16 protein-coding genes and 1 riboswitch are annotated in these 19,129 nt (G+C 72.2%); of the genes, 12 read left to right on the forward strand and 4 right to left on the reverse strand.

Annotated features, from left to right (window positions below):
• Positions 1-90 precede the first annotated feature (90 nt).
• Positions 91-579, forward strand: a complete 489-nt coding sequence (locus ACFZBU_RS12800) for a carboxymuconolactone decarboxylase family protein (protein WP_391583744.1) — start codon at positions 91-93, stop codon at positions 577-579.
• Between the two features lie 123 nt (positions 580-702).
• Here the strand turns inward: ACFZBU_RS12800 and ACFZBU_RS12805 are convergent, their stop codons facing one another.
• Entirely contained in the window at positions 703-2,805 is a 2,103-nt protein-coding gene (locus ACFZBU_RS12805) for a SpoIIE family protein phosphatase (protein ID WP_391583533.1), read from the reverse strand.
• Positions 2,806-3,128: 323 nt separating this feature from the next.
• On the opposite strand from ACFZBU_RS12805, the gene ACFZBU_RS12810 reads away from it, so the two are divergent.
• Both ACFZBU_RS12810 and ACFZBU_RS12815 read left to right on the forward strand, forming a co-directional pair.
• Positions 3,129-3,635, forward strand: coding sequence for a hypothetical protein (locus tag ACFZBU_RS12810; protein WP_391583534.1), 507 nt, complete (start codon positions 3,129-3,131; stop codon positions 3,633-3,635).
• 250 nt (positions 3,636-3,885) lie between these two features.
• Positions 3,886-4,629, forward strand: a complete 744-nt coding sequence (locus ACFZBU_RS12815) for an SDR family NAD(P)-dependent oxidoreductase (RefSeq protein WP_391583535.1) — start codon at positions 3,886-3,888, stop codon at positions 4,627-4,629.
• Between the two features lie 75 nt (positions 4,630-4,704).
• On the opposite strand, the gene ACFZBU_RS12820 is transcribed toward ACFZBU_RS12815, so the two are convergent.
• On the reverse strand, positions 4,705-6,840 hold the full coding sequence (locus ACFZBU_RS12820) for an MMPL family transporter (protein WP_391583536.1): 2,136 nt from the start codon (positions 6,838-6,840) through the stop codon (positions 4,705-4,707).
• Between the two features lie 233 nt (positions 6,841-7,073).
• On the opposite strand from ACFZBU_RS12820, the gene ACFZBU_RS12825 reads away from it, so the two are divergent.
• Both ACFZBU_RS12825 and ACFZBU_RS12830 read left to right on the forward strand, forming a co-directional pair.
• A complete protein-coding gene (locus tag ACFZBU_RS12825; RefSeq protein ID WP_391583537.1) occupies positions 7,074-7,292 on the forward strand; it encodes a hypothetical protein in 219 nt (72 codons plus the stop codon).
• A gap of 326 nt (positions 7,293-7,618) precedes the next feature.
• Positions 7,619-7,975 (forward strand): hypothetical protein, encoded by a 357-nt coding sequence (locus ACFZBU_RS12830; protein WP_391583538.1) that lies wholly within the window; start codon positions 7,619-7,621, stop codon positions 7,973-7,975.
• 187 nt (positions 7,976-8,162) lie between these two features.
• Here ACFZBU_RS12830 and ACFZBU_RS12835 read toward each other — a convergent pair whose 3' ends face one another.
• Positions 8,163-9,353, reverse strand: a complete 1,191-nt coding sequence (locus ACFZBU_RS12835) for a serine hydrolase domain-containing protein (protein ID WP_391583539.1) — start codon at positions 9,351-9,353, stop codon at positions 8,163-8,165.
• 301 nt (positions 9,354-9,654) lie between these two features.
• Here ACFZBU_RS12835 and ACFZBU_RS12840 point away from each other — a divergent pair, with 301 nt between their 5' ends.
• Positions 9,655-10,830: an epoxide hydrolase family protein gene (locus ACFZBU_RS12840; RefSeq protein ID WP_391583540.1), complete on the forward strand. Its 1,176-nt coding sequence runs from the start codon at positions 9,655-9,657 to the stop codon at positions 10,828-10,830.
• 121 nt (positions 10,831-10,951) lie between these two features.
• Here the strand turns inward: ACFZBU_RS12840 and ACFZBU_RS12845 are convergent, their stop codons facing one another.
• A complete protein-coding gene (locus ACFZBU_RS12845) occupies positions 10,952-11,626 on the reverse strand; it encodes a class I SAM-dependent methyltransferase (RefSeq protein ID WP_391583541.1) in 675 nt (224 codons plus the stop codon).
• Positions 11,627-12,675: 1,049 nt separating this feature from the next.
• Between ACFZBU_RS12845 and ACFZBU_RS12850 the strand changes: the two genes are divergently transcribed.
• The 6 genes from ACFZBU_RS12850 to ACFZBU_RS12875 all read left to right on the forward strand — a co-directional run bounded on the left by ACFZBU_RS12850 (position 12,676) and on the right by ACFZBU_RS12875 (position 19,005).
• Entirely contained in the window at positions 12,676-13,149 is a 474-nt protein-coding gene (locus ACFZBU_RS12850; protein WP_391583542.1) for a pyridoxamine 5'-phosphate oxidase family protein, read from the forward strand.
• Positions 13,150-13,218: 69 nt separating this feature from the next.
• Positions 13,219-13,389: riboswitch (cobalamin riboswitch) on the forward strand.
• A 197-nt stretch (positions 13,390-13,586) separates the two neighbouring features.
• On the forward strand, positions 13,587-15,086 hold the full coding sequence (locus ACFZBU_RS12855) for a CoA-acylating methylmalonate-semialdehyde dehydrogenase (protein WP_391583543.1): 1,500 nt from the start codon (positions 13,587-13,589) through the stop codon (positions 15,084-15,086).
• A gap of 4 nt (positions 15,087-15,090) precedes the next feature.
• Positions 15,091-16,233, forward strand: coding sequence for an acyl-CoA dehydrogenase family protein (locus ACFZBU_RS12860; protein WP_391583544.1), 1,143 nt, complete (start codon positions 15,091-15,093; stop codon positions 16,231-16,233).
• Positions 16,230-17,309, forward strand: coding sequence for an enoyl-CoA hydratase/isomerase family protein (locus ACFZBU_RS12865; RefSeq protein WP_391583545.1), 1,080 nt, complete (start codon positions 16,230-16,232; stop codon positions 17,307-17,309). Before ACFZBU_RS12860 ends, ACFZBU_RS12865 begins: the two co-directional genes overlap by 4 nt.
• On the forward strand, positions 17,306-18,232 hold the full coding sequence (mmsB, locus tag ACFZBU_RS12870; RefSeq protein WP_391583546.1) for a 3-hydroxyisobutyrate dehydrogenase: 927 nt from the start codon (positions 17,306-17,308) through the stop codon (positions 18,230-18,232). The genes ACFZBU_RS12865 and mmsB overlap by 4 nt, the downstream gene beginning before the upstream one ends.
• Positions 18,229-19,005, forward strand: a complete 777-nt coding sequence (locus tag ACFZBU_RS12875; RefSeq protein WP_391583547.1) for an enoyl-CoA hydratase — start codon at positions 18,229-18,231, stop codon at positions 19,003-19,005. The genes mmsB and ACFZBU_RS12875 overlap by 4 nt, the downstream gene beginning before the upstream one ends.
• Positions 19,006-19,129 lie beyond the last annotated feature (124 nt).

Raw genomic sequence — 19,129 nt, forward strand, 5'->3', positions numbered from 1 at the left:
TAAAGTTCCAATTTCAACAATTCCCGAATCGATGATAGGACGAGCGACGAGAGATCGCGCGATGAGGGAGTGCACGTGACGGAAGCGGCAATGGCAGTGGCGACCACCGGCGGACGGGTGTACGTCGACAAGCAAAGCCCGCGGGCGTACAAGGCATTGGTCGCGACCGCCGAGGCCGTTCGGGAGGTCGCCGCCGAGGCGGGCCTGGACCGGCCGCTCGTGGAGCTGATCAACATCCGCGTGTCCCAGCTCAACGCCTGCGCGTTCTGCCTCGACCTGCACACCCGAACGGCCCTGCGCGCGGGCGAGACGACCCAACGGCTGGCGGTGCTGCCCGCCTGGCGCGACACCGCACTGTTCGGCTCCCGGGAACGGGCCGCACTGGCCCTGGCCGAGGCCACCACGCATCCCGCGGACGCCGGCGCCCAGGAGAGCGCCTACGCCGCGGCGCGGACCGTGCTGTCCGACGACGAGATCTCCGCGGTGATCTGGGTCGCGATCACCATGAACGCCTTCAACCGGGTGTCCGTCATGAGCAAGCACCCCGTGCGCCCGGCCGTCCCGACGCCGTCGGCCTGACCGGCGGGTCACCGAGGCCGACCGAGGAGCCCGACCCGGCGACCCGCCGGGCCGGGGTCGGCGTTCGTGCCACGAGCCGGGTGCGGCCGCACGAAGGCCCGAGCGACGATGGGCGAACCGGCGTCAGCCGAGGTCCCATACGTCCGCGGCCGGCGCGATCTCCTGCTCGGCCCAGATCGTCTTGCCGCGCCGCTCGTAGCGACTCCCCCAGCGGCTGGTGAGTTGCGCGACCAGGAACAGACCGCGCCCGCCCTCGTCGGTGGAGCGGGCGCGGCGCAGGCGCGGTTGGGTGTTGCTGGGGTCGGAGACCTCGCAGATCAGGACGTCCCGGCCGCGGACGAGCCCCAGCGTGATCGGGCCGTGTTCGCCGTAGCGGACGGCGTTGGTGACCAGTTCGCTGACGACCAGTTCGGTGGTGAACACGAGGTGGTCCAGGTCCCAGGCGCCGAGTTGCGCGGTGGTCAACTCGCGGGCCCGCGCCACGTGTTCCGGGTCGGCGGGCAACTCCCAGAACACGCTGTCCCGGTCGGGCAGCTTGCGCACCCGGGCCAGCAGCAGGGTGGCGTCGTCGTCGCGCGATCCGGCCGCCCCGGCGTCGAGCAGTTCGCGCCCGACGTCGCCCAGGTCCCGATGGGTGAGGCCGCTGTGTTCGAGGCGCCCCCGAAGGCGGCGCATGCCCGCGGCGAGGTCGTGGTCGGGTCCGGAGACCAGGCCGTCGCTGTAGAGGATCAGCACGCTGCCCGGGGCCAGGTCGATCTCGGCGATCTCGAACGGCATGCCGCCGACCCCCAGCGGTGGGCCGGCCTCCAACTCCACGAAGCGGGCGCGCCCGTCGGGTTCCAGGACCACCGGCGGCGGATGTCCGGCCGAGGCCATCCGGCACCGGCCGATCACCGGGTCGTATTCCACGTACAGGCACGTGGCGCCGGTCACCTCGGCGGTATCGCTCGACCGGCTCGGGAAACGCTGGACCAGGTCGTCCACGTGGGTCAGCAACTCGTCCGGGGGCAGGTCCATGTCGGCGAGCGCCTGAACGGCGGTACGCAGGCGGCCCATCGTCGCGCTGGCCTGGAGGCCGTGCCCGGCCACGTCGCCGAGCACGAAGGCCAGGCGCAGCGAGGACAGCGGGATCATGTCGTACCAGTCGCCGCCGATCCCGGCCGAGGAGGAGGTGGGCAGGTAGGCCGCGAACGTCTCGGCGGCCGGTTCGTCGGTGCCCTCCTCGGGCAGGAGGCTGCGTTGCAGGGCGAGCGCGACGTTGCGTTCGCGGGTGTAGCGACGCGCGTTGTCCACGCTCAGCGCGGCGCGCGAGGCGATCTCCTCCAGCAGGCGGGCATCGCCCTCGTCGAAGGGTTCCCGGCGGTCGGTGCGCCACAGTTGCACGGTGCCGAGCACATGGCCGCGGGCGAACAGCGGTACGGCCAGCAGACTGTGGGCGTTGTCGGGCACGACACCCACGGCGTCGGCCGGGAGCACGGCCAGGTGCGGGATCAGCAGGGTGGCGCCGCTCTCCATGGCCCGGACCTCCGGGATGTCGGGCGGGACGGGCAGGCGTTCGCCGACCTGGACCAGTGCCGCGGGCCATGCCTCGCCCGTTTGGGCCACCCCGGCGCGGACCTCGGGCGTGTAGCCGGTCACCGGGTCGACCGCGGGCTCCTCGCCGGCCAGGACCGTCTCGGCGAGGTGTACGGCGGCCAGGTCCGCCAGGCGCGGCACGACCAGGTCGGCGAGTTGCCGGGCGGTCTCGGCGACGTCCAGGGATGCGCCGATGCTCTCGGCGGCCTCGCGGACCACGTCGAGGCGGGATTCGGCGCGCGCCAGCTCGGTCGTGTCGTTCATCGTCACGAGCAGGCCGAGGGTGCGACCCGGCGTGCGCTCGACGCGCAGGATGCCGACGCCCAGATGCAGGAGGAGGTCGCCGTTCGCGGCGCGCGCGGGGAGCGGTTGCCATCTGCGCAGGACCGGGCCCGCGGGCGACAGCGCCGCTTCGAGGGCGGGCACCAGCTGCTCGAGGCCGAGGGTGGTGAGGGCGGCCCGCATGTCGTCCCCTCGGCTCATCGGGGTGCGCGGGAAACGTTCGGCGGACGCGTTGGTGGCGATGATCCGAAGGTCGGGGTCGACGGCCGCGAGGACCATCGCACCCTGGTCGAAGACGGCGCGCGCCAAGGGTCCCGTCCACTCCGCGGGCAGCTCGAGGTCGGACCCGCCGTGACCGTCTTCCGTCACCCTTCGATCCCTCCGGACACCGAGGACGATTTGCCCAGTATCTACCACTTGGCACGGCCATCCACACGATCCCGGACCGAACGGGGTCACGCCCTGCCGCACCCGGAGCGCCCCGGGCACGCAACGGCCCCTGCCCGTTGATCGACGGACGGTCGAGGCGAATTCGGGTACCGCCTCACCCGCCGCCGACCCCGAGCTCGGCCCGGGCGTGTTCGGGGACGCGCAGCCGGCAAGGGCGCGTCGTCGCACGGCGGCACCGGGTCTCGGTGCGCCCGTCGAGCACGAGGCCCCGGGCCTCGCACGACTCCGCGGCGACCGCTCGGATGACCGCTCCCGACGCCGGCCCCGGCCTGGTCGCCCGGGCGGGCGAGCCGGAGATCGCGCGCCGGCTCGGCCGCGCCCCGCACGCCGACCCCGCCCGCACCCGTCACTTCCGCGACGTGCCGGCCACCGTGCGCCGGCGCGGCTACACCGTCGAGAGCGACACGCCCGCCTCCCGGCGCCTGCGCGCCCTCCGGGTCGAACTCGACTCGCTCTCGCCGCGCCAACGCCCGGCCGTCACCGAACTCCTGCACGAGATCGGCACCATCGAGTACCTCGACGACGACCTCCGCGAGGCCCGCACGTACTCCGTGGGCGTCATGTCCGCCCCGGCCTTCACCGGCGACGGCGCCGGCGCACTCGACATCAGCGTCTACGTGTGGGCCGACCCGGACCCGGCCGGCATCCGGGCGATCGGCGACCGCCTGCTCGCCGCTTCCCGAGCGATCACCCACAACCTGGGCGGGACGGCCCCACCCGACTTCCCGCAGACCTCGGCCGACACCTGAACACCGGCCCCCCACCCGCCGCGACGCCCATGGGCGGCCTCGCCGACAACGCCCGGGCCTGCCCCACGAGCGCGAGACCGATGCCTGACGCCGGGACGTCCGGGGCGGTGGGCGGCACGGATCCGGCCGGGCCGGTCCCGAAGCCGCCCGCGGGCCGCGTGAACGCGACGTCCGATTGTCGCCGGACTTCCTGTCGGAGGCGCGGGAGCATCGATCCCGTCTGCACATCCGATCGAGGGAACGAGCGAACATGACTGCGGTATTGCACGGCAAGGTGGCTTTCGTGACCGGTGGCAGCCGGGGCATCGGGGAGGCCGTGGCGCTGCGGTTGGCCGAGGACGGGGCCGATGTCGCGGTGACCTACCGGGACGGGGCCGAGGGCGCGGCGGATGTGGTCGAGCGGATCGAGGCGCTGGGCCGGCGGGGCCTGGCGGTGCAGGCCGACAGCGCGGACCCGCGCGCGGTGCGCGACGCGGTGGATCGGGCCGCGGCGGAGTTCGGGCGGCTGGACATCCTGGTCAACAATGCCGGGATCGGCGTGCTCGGCGCGGTCGAGGACCTGTCGTTGGACGACGTCGACCGGGTGCTGAGTATCAACGTGCGGGCACCGTTCGTCGCGGCACAGGCCGCCGCCCGGCACATGGGCGAGGGCGGGCGGATCGTCAACATCGGCAGCTGCATGGCCGAGCGGGCCGCGGTCGGCGGGGCTTCCCTGTACGCGATGAGCAAGACCGCGCTGATCGGCCTGACCACGTCGCTGGCCCGGGAGTTGGGCCCGCGGGGCATCACCGCCAACATCGTGCACCCCGGTCCGATCGACACCGACATGAACCCCGCCGACGGGGCCTCGGCCGACACGCAGCGGGATTTGACGGCGCTCGGGCGCTACGGGAAGCCGTGGGAGATCGCCGCGACCGTGGCGCACCTGGCGGGCGACGGCGGCGGGTACATCACCGGCGCGTCGGTCGCCGTGGACGGCGGCTTCGCCGCGTGAGCCCCGGGTGGTCGGCGGGCCCGGGGGCGCCGACCACCCGCAGGTCGAACGCGTACCTCGGCCCGGCGTACGTCCTCAACGGCGTCGGTGGCTCGGTGGCGCGTCCGCGGGCCGGGCGCCCCTGCGCCACAGGGCGCTCGGCCACCACATGCGCTCGCGCAGGTCGAGGATGAGGGCGGTGACGACCACCGAGCGGACCACCATGGTGTCCAGCAGCACACCGAGCGCCACCGCGAAGCCGATTTCGGCGAACCCGACGATCGGCAGGGTGGCCAGGGCCGCGAAGGTGCCGGCCAGGACCAGCCCGGCCGAGGTGATCACGCCGCCGGTCGCGGCGAGCCCGGTCAGCGCACCGGTGCGAGTGTCGCTGCGGATGCTCTCCTCGCGCACCCGGGTGGTCAGGAAGATGTTGTAGTCGATGCCCAGGGCGACCAGGAAGACGAAGACGAGCAGCGGGAACGAGGTGTCCTCGGCGGCGAAGTCGAACACGTGCCGAAATGCCAGCGCGCTGATGCCCAGTGCCGCGGTGAAGGACAACACCACGGTGGCGATCAGCACGACCGGGGCGACCAGGGCGCGCAGGAGCAGCCCCAGGATGATCAACACGACCGCGAGGATGACCGGGATCAGCAGCTTCTCGTCGCGTTCCGAGGCCCGGTTGCTGTCGAGCTGGGCCGCGGTGCCGCCGCCCACGAGCGCGTCGGCCTGCGGTACCGCGTGCACGGCGGTGCGGGCGTCGTCGACGGTGTTCCGGGCCGCGCTGCTGTCTGCGGCGTCGACCAGGGTCGCCTCCAGGTACGACCGCCCGTCGCGCTCCGCCGGCACCCCCGGCGGGACCAGCACGCTGTCCGGGACCACCCCGGGCACGCCCGCCAGCGATGTGCGGACCGCGTCCACCGAACCGGTGTCGGTGATCACCTGGAGTGGTTGCCCGGTGCCTGCCGGGAAGTAGCGGGCCTGGACCTCCTGGCCGACCACCGAGTCCGGCTTGTCGGTGAAGCTCTCGGCGGTGGTGAGGCCGGTGGAGTTCAGGGCCAGCATGCCCAGGGAAAGCGCGGCCAGGATCGCCGAGGTCCCGATCCAGACGGCGCGCGGTCGGCGGGCGATGCGTCGGCCGATCCGGGCCCACAGCCCGGTCTCGGTCGGCTCGGGCGAGCCCAGGTGCGGGATGACGGGCCAGAAGATCCACCGCCCGACGATGAGCAGTACCGCCGGGAACAGGGTCAACATCGCGAGCAGCGCCACCGCCACACCGATCGCGGCGACCGGTCCGAGGCCGTTGGTGGAATTCATCTCGGCGGCGAGCAGGCACAGCATGCCGATGATCACGGTGGAGGCACTGGCGATCACCGCTGGGCCGGCACGGTGCAGGGCCAGTGCCATCGCCTCGTGTCGGTCCTCGTGCCGACGCAGTTCCTCCCGGTAACGGGCGACGAGCAGCAGCGCGTAGTCGGTGCCGGCGCCGAACACCAGGACGGTCAGGATGCCCGCGCTCTGCGCGTTGACCACCAGGGACGCGTGTCGGGCCAGTACGTAGATCACCGCCTGGGCGGCCAACAGGGCACCGACCACGCAGAAGACCGGGACCAGGAGCAGCGTCGGGCTGCGATAGGTGAACAGCAGGATCACCACGACCACGCCCAGGGCCGCGAACAGCAGGGTTCCGTCGATGCCCTCGAACGCGTCGCTGCTGTCGGCGGCGACGCCGCCCGGCCCGGTGATGTGGGATTCCAGCCCGGTGTCGGGATCGGCGTCCAGGATCGCGCGGATGTCGTCCACGGCCTTGGCGATGCTGTTCCAGCCGTTGTCGCCGAAGGTGATCGGCACCAGGACCAACGCGGCACGCGGGGCGACGGGGCGGTCGGGGACGGGGCCCTGTACCTGGGCGCCGACGATCCCGTGCTCGGTGAGGGTGCGCATCCGTGCGGCATCGGCGGCGATGGTCGCCTCGTCGGCCGGGGTCAGACCGGATGCGCGGGCGAACACCACGACCGCGGTGACGTTTTGCGGCAGGAATGCCTTCGATTGGTCGACGACCTTGGTCGACTCGGCGTTGCCGGGCAACCACGCGGAGGCATCGTTCTTCTCCGCGTCCATCAGCTTGCTCGCGGCCGGCCCGGCCACGACCAGTACCAGAATCCAGATCACGAGAATGATCCACTTGGCACGCCGGCCGCAGACCAGTCGCGCGACTCGCCCCGCTCCGCCCATCCCGGCCACCTCCACCGCTCGAACGTGTTCCGGTGTCGCCCGAGGAGCACTCTCCTCAGGATGGCATCGGGGTCGGCATCACGCGTCCGCTGGCGCGGCACCGGGCGTCGCGGGTGCGGCGATCGGTTCCCTCCGGCGGGCCCTGCGGGGGGATGCGCACGGGCCGCTGCGGACCTGCCGAACGGGTCCGGCGGGGGTGGCCGATCGGGTCCCGGTGCGCGACCGTGGAAACCATGAGCGACAAGGCGCACGGCCGTTTCGACCTCGTGGTCGAGGCGTATCGCCCGGGTGACGACTACCGGCTGGTGATGCTCGCCGACGGCACCTACCGGCAACTGCACAGCCGCCGGGAGCTGGACGACCTGGCCGCCCGGCTCGGCCTCGACCCGACCGATCGGGACCGGGTGGCCTGGGAGGGCGGCGACGAGTGGCCGGCGGACGACGCCGGGTGACGACGCCGGCTGACGGCGCGAGGTGACGGCGCGGGGTGACGGCTGAGCCCCATTCGACCGCTCGGTGTGCGCTCGGCCGCTCTCGGGACCGACTTCACACCCCGCAAGCGTGATTCGTGATCGATCCGCGTGGCGCTGCGATCCGGCTCCGGCTACGCTTCGGCGGCCGTCGGACGTGCCGGTGTGGGCCGGCCGGTCGCCGCCAGGCCCGGTGCTGCCCTCGATTTCGTCTCGTTTGCGTATCGGACCGTGCGGGGACTCCCGGCGTGCGGTGGACTCGAAGAAGCGGAACGCCCCGCCCCTGCGGGCGTGTTCTTCGACGTGGGATGGGGGAGACAGTGGTCGACACCTGGGCCTGTGAGTGTCTGGTGGAGCAGGGCCGTGCGCGGGTGGTGGTACCGAGGACCGTGGACGCGTCCGTCGCGCACCGGCTGCGCAAGGATCTGGTGGCGCGGATCAACGCCCTGCCCGACGACGTCGTCGAGGTGACGTTCGACCTGATGGACACGGACGTACTGGACGAGGCGGGCGCGGCGGCGATCGCCTCCGCCTACCGACACGCCTTCCTCCTCGGCCTGCGCCCCACCTGGTGCGCCGCGGCACCGACCACGCGCGCCACGCTGATCGGGGCGGACGGCGAGCTCCGCACCGGCGAACACGCGTTGTACGCCCATCCCGGGTGACTCGCGTACCGCACACGTGCGTACGAGCACGGTGGTCGCCGCTCCCCCGAGGGTTCGGGCCCCGGGGGTTCGGACCTCGATGGTTCGGGCTTCGGGGGTTCGGCCCCCCGGGGGTTCGGGCCTCGGGTCCGCGGCGGAGTCCGCCGGGCTCCGCCGCGGGCCATCGGCTGCGACGAGTGGGCGCAGGCTACGCGGGTGACCCGGGGAAGACCTTCGCCAGGATGAGTTTGGTGAGTTCGTTGGCCGGGGCGTTGCCGTCGGGCGACTGGTTGAGGTTGACCAGGACCACGACGGTCGCGCAGGACTGCGGGTTGTACCCCACGAAGCTGTTGTAGCCGGGCAGTTGGCCGTCATGGCCGAGGAAGCCGGCGAAGTCCGCGATGGCGAGGCCGTATGTGGGCGCCCCGGGTTGGTCCGACGCGGGCACGAACTTCAGCCGCTCGCGCTGGATCTCGGGGCTGAGCAGGGTGCCGGTGGCCAACGCCGGGGCCCAGCGCAGCAGATCGTCGACGGTGGAGACCGCGGCGCCGGCCGCCCAGGCCCACGAGGGGTTCGCGTCGGTGACGTCCTTGGGATTGCCGGCCGACCAGTCCGCCCAGGCCGCTTCCTTGCCGGTCAGTACCGGCGCGGTCAGGCTCTCCACGTTCCCGATGAACTCGTAACCGTGGGCGTGCGGGAGCGGCAGTCGGGAGTCGTTCGGCAGGCTGCTCTCGGACATGCCGAGCGGGCGGAAGATGTGCTGTTGGTACAGCTCGGCGAGCGGTTGGCCGGTGAGCTTCTCGGCGATCAGGCCGAGCAGCACCGTGTTGGTGTTGGAGTAGTGGAATCCCCCGCCGGGCGGGAAGTACGACGGATGCCGGAACGCGATCGCAAGCAGCTCGTCCGGAGTCCACCGGGTCTGCGGCCGCTCGTCCAGAGTGCGGTTGAAGTCGGGATCCTCGGTGTAGTTGTACAGACCGCTGGTCATCTGGAGCAGTTGGCGGATGGTGATGTGTTCCCCGTCGGGTACGTCCGACCGGAACGCGGACACCGGGTCCTCCAGCGACAACCGTCCCGCCTGAACGAGTTGCAGGATGATCGTCCCGGTGAAGGTCTTCGTGATGCTGCCGACCCGCATGTGGTCCGCGGTACGCATGGGTGTGCCGTCGGCGAGGTCGCCCGTGCCCAGGGTCGTGGTCCACGTGCCCCACTCCGGGGTACGGATGGACACGATCGCCCCGGGGATGCGCAGCCGCTGCATCATCGCGACGAGTTCGGGGGTCAGCGTCTTGACGAACGACGGCACCTGCTGCGCGGATCCGGCCGGGGCATCGGATCGCACCGAGGTGCCCGACGGCGGTGCGGCGGCCGTCACGCTCAGCAGCGCCGCCACCGCCACCGCGGCGATTCGGGCACGCCTTCGGGCCGACCCGGCGCGGCGTGGACGTCGTTCGGGGATCGGGAGCTGACGCGGCAGTCGGGTTCGCACGAGGAGTCCGTTTCTTTCGGGAGCGAGGGACCCCACACATACCTGGCCGATTCGGCCCCGGACCGATGTTGCGCCACCGGTGGGCGTGTTCGCACACCACCGCAGCGCGCGTCGAGCGCCTGCCCCCGGTCCGGTGGGGGCTACGCGCGAGATGTGGCAGGCGGCGCGGCCCACACCAGGATCCACCGGGCGCGGCACTAGCATGCATGGCATGTCGGATGCTCTGCCTCGCCCGGAACCGTTCACCTCCCGGACCGCGGCCGCGGATCTCGAGGATCTTCGGGCGCGGTTGCGCGCGACGCGTTGGCCGGACGCGCCCGAGGAGGCCGGGTGGTCGCTCGGTACCGATCTCGACTATCTCCGTGAGCTCGTCGCCTACTGGGCGGACGGCTTCGACTGGCCCGCGCAGGAGGCGGCACTGGCCCGGCTGCCGCGCTTTCGCGTCCCGCTCGGCGGGCTCGGGATCCACTTCGTGCACGCTCGGGCCGTCGCACCGACCGGGCCCGTGCTGCCGCTGGTGCTCGGCCACGGCTGGCCGGACTCGTTCTGGCGGTACACGAAGGTCGTCCCGCTGCTCACCGATCCCGGCGCGCACGGCGCCGATCCCGCCGACGCGTTCGACGTGGTGGTGCCCGACATGCCGGGCTACGGGTATTCCGACCGCCCCACCGGCGCCCCGCTCGACTCGATCGCCGTCGCCGGCCTGTGGGCCGAACTCATGGACGTCCTGGGCTATCCGCGCTTCGGCGCGGCCGGTGGCGACATCGGCAGCCATGTCAGCCGTTACCTCGCCCTCGACCACCCCGACCGGGTCGTCGCCGTGCACCGGACCGACGGGGGCGTGCCCCTGTTCACCGGGGACCCGGCGGAACTCACGCCCGAGGAACGCGCCTGGATCGAGAGCGTCGCCGTCTGGGGCGGTGCCGAGGGCGGGTACGCCGCGATGCACCGCACCAAGCCGCAGACCGCCGCCGTCGGGCTCAACGACTCGCCCGCCGGTCTCGCCGCGTGGATCGTCGAGAAGCTCCGGGCCTGGAGCGATTGCGACGGCGTCGTGGAACGGTCGTTCACCCGGGACGAGATCCTCACGAACCTCACGCTGTACTGGTTCACCGGGACGATCGGCTCGTCGATGCGCATGTACCACGCGAACTCCGCGATCCCGCCCGCGCAGCTCGCCCGCCGGGTGGAGGTACCGTCCGGCTTCTCGCTCTTCCCCGGTGACATCGTGCGCCCGCCGCGGGCCTGGCTCGAACGTACGACGAACCTCGTGCGGGTGACCGAGCCCGCACGCGGCGGGCACTTCGCGGCGTTCGAGGAGCCCGAGTTGTACGCCGAGGAACTGCGCGCGTTCTTCCGGCCCTACCGGGCGGCGATGACGCGGTGACGCCCCGGCGGTGTGCCGGCACCGCACACCGCGCACCCGGAACGGGCATCGCGAGCGCGCCGACCCGGGATCCCTGCTCCCCCGCACCGGAGCGGCCCGCGCTGCCCACTCCCGGCGCGTGTCAGTGGAGGGCCGTGACGACCGCGCGGTCGCGGGGGCCGGACAGGGGGCCTCGGTAGTTGATCGTCGCGGTGGTCGCGTCCCGGAAGCCGGCCTCTTCGGCTTCGTCGGCCAGGGCGAGGGCGCACAACCAGGAGAAACCGGGAACGTCCGGGCCGGTCCGGGCGTCCGGGTCGACGTGGAGCGGGTCGTCGGACAGGACCAGGCTGCCGATGCCGGGCTGCGACCAGGTATGGAAACGTTCCAGGGCCGGGCCCAGACCCCGGGTGTACCGGTGCAGGTCGCCGGCCAGGCCGTCGGCGTAGACGACGGTCCAGGCGCGGGTCGGCGGCGTCCACACCAGGACGTCCGCGCAGACGGCGTCCACGCCCTTGCGGTGGGCGAGGTCGACGGCCTCGGGCAGGGCGTCCACGGCGAGCACCCGGTGGCCCGCGCGTACCAACTCGGCCTCGACCATCGCATTGCCGCAGCCCAGGCTCAGCAGCGCGGAGTCGGGGCGTCCTCGGTCCAGCAGGCGTGCCAGATGGGCGACCATCCAGGTCCGGTACTCGGGATCGCAGGTGGCCGGGGTGATCGAGTCGCCCACGGCGCGGCCGACTTCCCATGCCTGGTAGCGGCTGGGGCGGCCGTCGGGGGTCGCGGCGTAGTGGGCGCGCAGCGATTCGAGGTCGGTCATCGGTGCCTCGGATTCCTGGCAGGCGTCCGGTCGCCGCACGGCGGCCGGACGGGCGGGCGGGATCGGGCCGGCGGTGCGGTGGGGTGGGCGACCGCGGTGATTCGCTTCCGCCCCACACCTGCTCCCGTCCCGCGGATCACATCATGGGCGGCCACACCCGACGACGACGCACCGATGCCCGGTGTCGCGTGTGCATCCGTGCCCGACCGCTCGGCCCGCGACGCACGCCGCGGACGGAGTGCGGAGGCACGAACGGGGCGCGTCCTCGTGGGAACGTACGCCCTTGGACCTCACGGCGAGCCGGTCGGCGGTCCGCCGCGCGCTCCTGGTGTTCGACGTCCCCATGCAGCCGATTGGAGCGTAGGAGACCCCTCGACCACATGCAACGCACGTGCAGCAACTTGCCGATGTCAAACGCTGATCCGAGCCCGATTCCGTCGGTGGCGACGGCACCGGTCGGGCGCCCGTCCGTTCCGTCTCGGGGGCGTCCCGTCCCGGTCGTGCGCACACGAAGGGACCTTCGCCGGAACCGACCGGGCCGAACGGCTCTGCCCGACGTTGCGGACGGGGAGCAGAGTCGGGCGTGCGGGCCGGCCCAGCGGGCAGGCTCCGGTAGCCACGGGTCGAACCCGATCGACGTCGCTCCGTGCGCACCCATGATCGGCCCGGCCGCCGTACCCATCGCCCGGGAAGGCGGCCGGGCCCAGGGCCGCCCGCATCCGCGCTGCGCCGCGTTGCGTCGGTGGCGGGCCGCCCCCGTCGTTCCTGCCCCGCCCGGCGCAACTCGCCGTCGCCTGGGTGCGTTCGCAACGTGCCCGTCCCACGAGGTCGACCCGGTCCCGGCGGCAACCGGCCGTTGGGCCTGTGGGATCGGGTCGGTCGGCCCTGGTCTGGGCGTCGGGCGCGCGGAAGGCTGAGGTCAGGGTCCGGGAGAGCAGACGCGCGGTCGAGCGCGCGGGGCGTCGGGCCCGGCGTCGACACGAGGGAATCGACCGGCACGAGCCCGTCGGCCCCGTGTCGGCGCCCGCGCGGGATTCGAGGGTTGAGACATGAGCGAACACGCCGTGATGAAACGCCCCCTCGGGCGCCACGAGGCACTGGAGCTGATGGCGAGCGCGGGGGTGGGACGCGTCGTGGTGAGCGAGGGCGCTCTTCCGGCCGTGCATCTGGTGGCGTTCGCCCTCGACCGGGAGTGCGTGGTGTTTCGGGCTCCGACCGACTCGCCCCTCGCGAAGGCCGCGCTCGACACGGTGGTCGCGTTCCAGGCCGACCGCATCGACCGCGCGGCGCAAACCGGTTGGACGAGTACGGTGACGGGCCACGCCTCCCGGGTCCGCGATGCCTCCGCCGTCGCGCACCTGGATCGCCTGCTCCCCGACATCGACGGCGACGGCGCGGAAACGGTGTGGATTCGGGTCACCACGGAATTCGTCACCGGACTCGTCGCCGAACGCCGGGACCACACCGGGAGGCCCGCGGGACCCGACCTTCCCTACGCCCGGAAGCCACCGCCCGTGGCCTGACGCACCAGGCCGGTCGCGGTCGCCGGGACCGGGTCGGCTGGACTTACTAGGACGTCCGACTATATCGTCTTCAACAACAAGGTCCGCGGTGCAGGGAAGTCGGTGCGAATCCGACATGGTCCCGCCACTGTGACCGGGGAGTGCGCTGCCGCAGCACCAAGCCACTGGCGAAGGCCGGGAAGGCGGGCATCGTGCGTAGATCCGGAAGTCAGGATACCGGCCGCGGGTATATCCGTGTTGTCCACGAGGATGGAGCAAACACGCATGACACCGGTCTGCGCACCCGCCCCGGATGATCCTGCGAACGTCGAACCCACCAGGTTTTCCTGACCACTTCGACGTCGACCCGCCCGGGCAACCACGCGCACCCGCGCCGACGTTGCGTGGTCGGGTCATGCCCCGCCTCCGGATCGCACCTGACGAGAGACAGGTCGTTCATGATCCGCGAGCTTTCCCACTTCATCGGCGGCAAGCACGTCCTCGGCGCATCCGGCGCGTTCGGCGACGTGTACGACCCCAACACCGGGCGGGTACAGGCACGCGTTCCGCTCGCGGATCGCGCCGACACCCTGGCCGCGATCGACGACGCCGAGCGGGCCCAGCCGGCCTGGGCCGACTGGAACCCGCAGCGGCGCGCCCGGGTCCTGGCCCGCTTCCTGCAACTGATCGAACCCGAACGCGAGTCGCTGGCCCGCCTGTTGTCGGCCGAGCACGGCAAGACCATCGCCGACGCCCACGGCGACCTGCAACGCGGCTTGGAGGTCGTGGAGTTCGCCATCGGTATTCCGCACCTGCTCAAGGGCGAGTTCACCGACAACGCGGGCACCGGCATCGACGTGCACTCGCTGCGCCAGCCGCTCGGCGTGGTCGCCGGCATCACCCCGTTCAACTTCCCCGCGATGATCCCGCTGTGGAAGATCGCCCCGGCCATCGCATGCGGCAACGCGTTCGTGCTCAAGCCCTCGGAGCGCGACCCCTCGGTGCCGCTGCGCCTGGCCGAACTCTTCCTCGAGGCCGGACTGCCGCCGGGCGTGCTGAATGTGGTCCACGGCGGCAAGGAGAGCGTGGACACGCTCCTGGAGGACCCGCGCGTGCAGGCGCTGGGCTTCGTCGGCTCGACCGCGATCGCCGAGTACGTGTACACCTCGGCCACCGCGAACGGCAAGCGCGCCCAGTGCTTCGGCGGCGCCAAGAACCACCTGATCGTGATGCCGGACGCGGACCTCGACCAGGTCGTCGAGGCGCTGATCGGCGCCGGATACGGCTCCGCCGGCGAGCGCTGCATGGCCATCTCGGTGGCGGTCCCCGTCGGCGCCGAGACCGCAGACGCGCTGGTGGACAAGCTCGTCGCGCGCATCGCCACCCTGCGGGTGGGCCCCTCCCACGACCGGGACGCCGACTTCGGCCCGCTGGTCGGCCGGGACGCACTCGAACGGGTGCACGGCTACCTGGACATCGGCGTCGCCGAAGGCGCCGAACTGCTCGTCGACGGCCGCGACGTGCACGTCCCCGGCCACGAGGACGGCTACTTCGTCGGCGCGTCGCTGTTCGACCACGTGACGCCCTCGATGCGGGTGTACCGGGAGGAGATCTTCGGCCCGGTGTTGTCCGTGGTCCGCGCGGCCTCCTACGAGGACGCGCTGCGCCTGGCCAGCGAGCACGAGTACGGCAACGGCGTGGCGATCTTCACCCGGGACGGCGACACCGCCCGCGACTTCGGCCGCCGAGTGAACACCGGCATGGTCGGCGTCAACGTGCCCATCCCGGTGCCGGTGGCCTACCACACCTTCGGCGGCTGGAAGCGATCCGGATTCGGCGACCTGAACCAGCACGGTCCGGACTCGATCCGCTTCTACACCCGGACCAAGACCATCACCTCGCGCTGGCCGTCCACCGCGCGCGAGAGCGCGAACTTCGACATCCCCACGATGGACTGACCCGATGACCGCACTCACCGACGACCAGCTCGCGATCGTCGAGACCACCCGGGACTTCGCCCGCGAACACCTCTCCCCGCACGCGATCGAATGGGACCGCACCGGCCACTTCCCCGTCGACGTCCTGCGCAAGGGCGCCGATCTCGGCCTCGGTGGCATCACCGTCGGCGAGGATCGGGGCGGTTCGGGGCTGAACCGACTCGACTCCGCACTGATCTACGAGGCGCTGGCCGGTGGTTGCCCGACCATCGCCGCCTACTACTCCATCCACAACATGGTCGCCTCGATGATCGACCGGCACGGCACGCCGGCGCAGCGCGCACGCTGGCTTCCGGGTCTGTGCTCGATGCACGACCTGGCCAGCTACTGCCTGACCGAGCCGGGAGCCGGCTCGGACGCCGCCGCGCTGACCACCCGCGCGACCCGCGACGGCGACGACTATCTCCTGCACGGGGTCAAGCAGTTCATCTCCGGCGCCGGATCCTCCGCGGTGTACGTGGTGATGGCGCGCACCGGAGCGGACGGCGCCGACGGGATCTCCGCGTTCATCGTGGAGGACGACAGCGCCGGGCTGTCCTTCGGACCGAACGAGCGCAAGATGGGCTGGCATGCGCAGCCCACCCGCCAGGTGGTCCTGGACGGCGTGCGCGTGCCCGCGACGCACCGACTCGGCGCCGAGGGCGACGGGTTCAGGATCGCGATGGGTGCCCTCGACGGCGGCCGGATCGGCATCGCCGCGTGCTCGCTGGGCGGCGCACAGGCCGCGCTGGACGCCGCCGTGCGCCATCTCACCGACCGTGCGGCGTTCGGCTCGCGGCTCATCGACGCGCAGGCTCTGCGCTTCCAACTCGCGGACATGGCAACCGAGCTCGAAGCGGCCCGCACGCTGGTGTGGCACGCGGCCTCCTCGCTCGACGAGGGCGATCCCAGGGCGTCGCAACTGTCCGCGATGGCCAAGCGGTTCGCCACCGACACCGCCTTCTCGGTGGCCGACCGCGCGTTGCAACTGCACGGCGGGTACGGCTATCTCGCCGACTACGGCATCGAGAAGATCGTGCGCGACCTGCGGGTGCACCGCATTCTCGAAGGAACCAACGAGATCATGCGCGTGATCGTCGCGCGCGGACTGATCGGAGCGGCCCGATGACCCCCACCCCCGAGCAGGACCCGGTGCAGACCCACCGGCAGGCGGCCATGGGCCGGATCGTGCTGAACCGGCCCAGGGCGCTCAACGCGCTCACCCACGACATGGTTCGGCGGATCGACGCCGCGCTCACCGCGTGGGAACACGACGACGGCGTACGGCTGGTGGTGATCACCGGTGCGGGCGAGCGCGGCCTGTGTGCGGGCGGCGACATCCGCGCCATCCACGCCGACGCCGTCGCCGGCGGCACCGCGAGCCTGGACTTCTGGCGCGACGAGTACCGGCTCAACGCCCGCATCGCCCGCTACCCCAAGACGTACATCGCCGTCATGGACGGCATCGTGATGGGCGGCGGGGTCGGCATCTCCGCGCACGGTGCGTTGCGCATCGTCACCGAGCGCTCGACGGTCGCCATGCCGGAGACCGGAATCGGGTTCGTTCCCGACGTCGGCGGCACCCACCTGCTCGCCCGGGCTCCGGGCGAGTCGGGCACGCACCTGGCGCTGACCGGCTCCTCGATCGGCGCCGGCGACGCCATCGCCTGCGGCCTGGCCGACCACTTCGTGCCCTCGCATCGGCTCGACGCGGTGATCGAGGCGCTGGCCACGCGCGAACCGGCGGAGGTCGTCGCGCGGTTCACCGAGCCGGCCCCGGCCGGCGAACTCGCCGAGCGTCGCGCCTGGATCGACTCCTGCTACGCGTGCGACACCGTCGAGGAGATTCTCGAACGCCTCCAGGGCAGCGGGGAACCGGCGGCGAAGCAGGCCGCCGAGCAGATCCGTGCCAAGTCGCCCACCGCGCTCAAGGTGACCCTGGCGAGCCTGCGCCGGGCTCGCGAACTCGGCTCCCTGGAGGCCGTGTTGGAGCAGGAATACCGGGTGTCGAGCGCGGCGCTGAGCGCGCCCGACCTGGCCGAGGGCATCCGTGCCCAGGTGATCGACAAGGATCGTGCGCCGCGTTGGTCGCCCGCGACGCTGGAGGCCGTGGGGGCCGAGGACGTCGCCCGCTTCTTCCGGGCGCCGGCCGAGGGTGCGTCGAGCCTGGAACTCGCGTCCGCGACCTCGGAGGCCGGCCGATGACCGACACCGTCGCGTTCGTCGGGCTGGGCAACATGGGCGGCCCGATGGCCGCCAACCTGGTCGCGGCCGGACACGTCGTCACCGGGTTCGACCCGGCGCCGCAGGCCCTGGAGCAGGCCCGGGACAACGGTGTGCGGATCGCCGGGTCGCCCGCGGAGGCCGTCGCCGGCGCGGACGTGGTGATCACCATGTTGCCCGGCGGGGCACACGTCCTGGACTGCTACCTGGGCCCGGAGGGCCTCCTGGCCGCCGCACCCGCCGGCGCGGTGTTCGTCGACTGCTCGACGATCGACGTCGCCGACGCACACGCCGCGCACGAGGCGGTACGCGCGTCCGGGCGCCGCGCCCTGGACGCGCCGGTGTCCGGCGGAGTGGTCGGCGCGGTCGCCGGCACGCTCACGTTCATGGTCGGCGCCGACGACGCGGACTTCGCCGCGATCGAGCCCGTGCTGACCGCGATGGGGCGCCGCGTCGTGCACTGCGGACCGCCCGGGGCCGGACAGGCCGCGAAGATCTGCAACAACATGATCCTGGGCGCCACGATGATCGCGGTGAGCGAGGCGTTCGTGCTGGGCGAGCACCTCGGCCTCTCCCACCAGGCGTTGTTCGACGTCGCCTCGGCCGCCTCCGGACAGTGTTGGGCGCTGACCACGAACTGCCCGGTGCCCGGACCGGTACCGGCCAGTCCCGCCAACCACGACTACCGACCCGGCTTCGCCGGAGCCCTGATGGCCAAGGACCTGCGGCTGGCCGCCAACGCGATCCGCGCGGGCGGCGTGTCCGCCGAACTGGGCCTGCACGCGGCCGAGATGTACGCGGCGTTCGCCGAGAACGGCGGCGCGGAGCGCGACTTCTCCGCCGTCATCCACACCATCAGGGACCACACCGCCACCGCCACCGGCGAAGGGAACGACCCGGCATGACCGAGTACGAGACCATCCTGGTCGAGCGTCACGATCGCACCGCGCTGATCACGCTCAACCGTCCCAAGGCGCTCAACGCCCTCAACCTGCAGGTGATGGCCGAGGTCGTCGACGCCGCGACCACGCTCGACCGCGACCCGGACGTCGGCGCTCTGGTGATCACCGGGTCCGCGAAGGCCTTCGCCGCCGGCGCGGACATCAAGGAGATGCAGCCCAACGACTACATGGACGTCTACCTCTCCGACTGGTTCTCCGCGTGGGACCGACTCGGCGACGTCCGCAAGCCCACCATCGCCGCGGTCTCCGGCTACGCGCTCGGCGGCGGCTGCGAACTCGCCATGATGTGCGACGTCCTCCTCGCCGCCGACACCGCCGTCTTCGGCCAGCCCGAGATCAAGCTCGGCGTCATCCCGGGCATCGGTGGCTCACAACGGCTGACCCGCGCGATCGGCAAGGCCAAGGCGATGGACCTGTGTCTGACCGGCCGCACGATGAACGCGGACGAGGCCGAACGCGCCGGCCTGGTCTCGCGCATCGTCCCCGCCGCCGACCTCCGCGCCGAGGCGCTGGCCACGGCTGCGACCATCGCGGGCATGTCGGCCCCGATCGCGATGATGGCCAAGGAGAGCGTCAACCGCGCCTTCGAGACCACGTTGGCCGAGGGCGTGCGCTTCGAACGTCGGCTGTTCCACGCCACGTTCGCCACGGCGGACCAGAAGGAGGGCATGGCGGCGTTCACCGAGAAGCGCTCGCCGTCGTTCACCCACCGCTGAGTCGGTCGGGACGTCGGGCGGCGCCGCCGCCCGACGTCCTCGGTCGTCCGTGCCCATGCGATGCGATCGGTCCTGAATGTCACTGTTCATCCGACTATTCAAGTATCCCGGTGATCGGTCGATG

Origin of the sequence: Embleya sp. NPDC008237 (genome assembly GCF_042956465.1) — a bacterium.
Taxonomy (GTDB): domain Bacteria; phylum Actinomycetota; class Actinomycetes; order Streptomycetales; family Streptomycetaceae; genus Embleya.

What these genes read in the sequence shown, in the direction of transcription:
- ACFZBU_RS12815 (WP_391583535.1), top strand. Translation starts at nt 3,886, where the DNA reads ATGACTGCGGTATTGCACGGCAAGGTGGCTTTCGTGACCGGTGGCAGC.
- ACFZBU_RS12855 (WP_391583543.1), top strand. Translation starts at nt 13,587, where the DNA reads ATGATCCGCGAGCTTTCCCACTTCATCGGCGGCAAGCACGTCCTCGGC.
- ACFZBU_RS12875 (WP_391583547.1), top strand. Translation starts at nt 18,229, where the DNA reads ATGACCGAGTACGAGACCATCCTGGTCGAGCGTCACGATCGCACCGCG.
- ACFZBU_RS12825 (WP_391583537.1), top strand. Translation starts at nt 7,074, where the DNA reads ATGAGCGACAAGGCGCACGGCCGTTTCGACCTCGTGGTCGAGGCGTAT.
- ACFZBU_RS12850 (WP_391583542.1), top strand. Translation starts at nt 12,676, where the DNA reads ATGAGCGAACACGCCGTGATGAAACGCCCCCTCGGGCGCCACGAGGCA.
- ACFZBU_RS12810 (WP_391583534.1), top strand. Translation starts at nt 3,129, where the DNA reads ATGACCGCTCCCGACGCCGGCCCCGGCCTGGTCGCCCGGGCGGGCGAG.
- mmsB (WP_391583546.1), top strand. Translation starts at nt 17,306, where the DNA reads ATGACCGACACCGTCGCGTTCGTCGGGCTGGGCAACATGGGCGGCCCG.
- ACFZBU_RS12840 (WP_391583540.1), top strand. Translation starts at nt 9,655, where the DNA reads ATGTCGGATGCTCTGCCTCGCCCGGAACCGTTCACCTCCCGGACCGCG.
- ACFZBU_RS12820 (WP_391583536.1), bottom strand. Translation starts at nt 6,840, where the DNA reads ATGGGCGGAGCGGGGCGAGTCGCGCGACTGGTCTGCGGCCGGCGTGCC.
- ACFZBU_RS12845 (WP_391583541.1), bottom strand. Translation starts at nt 11,626, where the DNA reads ATGACCGACCTCGAATCGCTGCGCGCCCACTACGCCGCGACCCCCGAC.
- ACFZBU_RS12800 (WP_391583744.1), top strand. Translation starts at nt 91, where the DNA reads ATGGCAGTGGCGACCACCGGCGGACGGGTGTACGTCGACAAGCAAAGC.
- ACFZBU_RS12830 (WP_391583538.1), top strand. Translation starts at nt 7,619, where the DNA reads ATGGGGGAGACAGTGGTCGACACCTGGGCCTGTGAGTGTCTGGTGGAG.
- ACFZBU_RS12865 (WP_391583545.1), top strand. Translation starts at nt 16,230, where the DNA reads ATGACCCCCACCCCCGAGCAGGACCCGGTGCAGACCCACCGGCAGGCG.
- ACFZBU_RS12860 (WP_391583544.1), top strand. Translation starts at nt 15,091, where the DNA reads ATGACCGCACTCACCGACGACCAGCTCGCGATCGTCGAGACCACCCGG.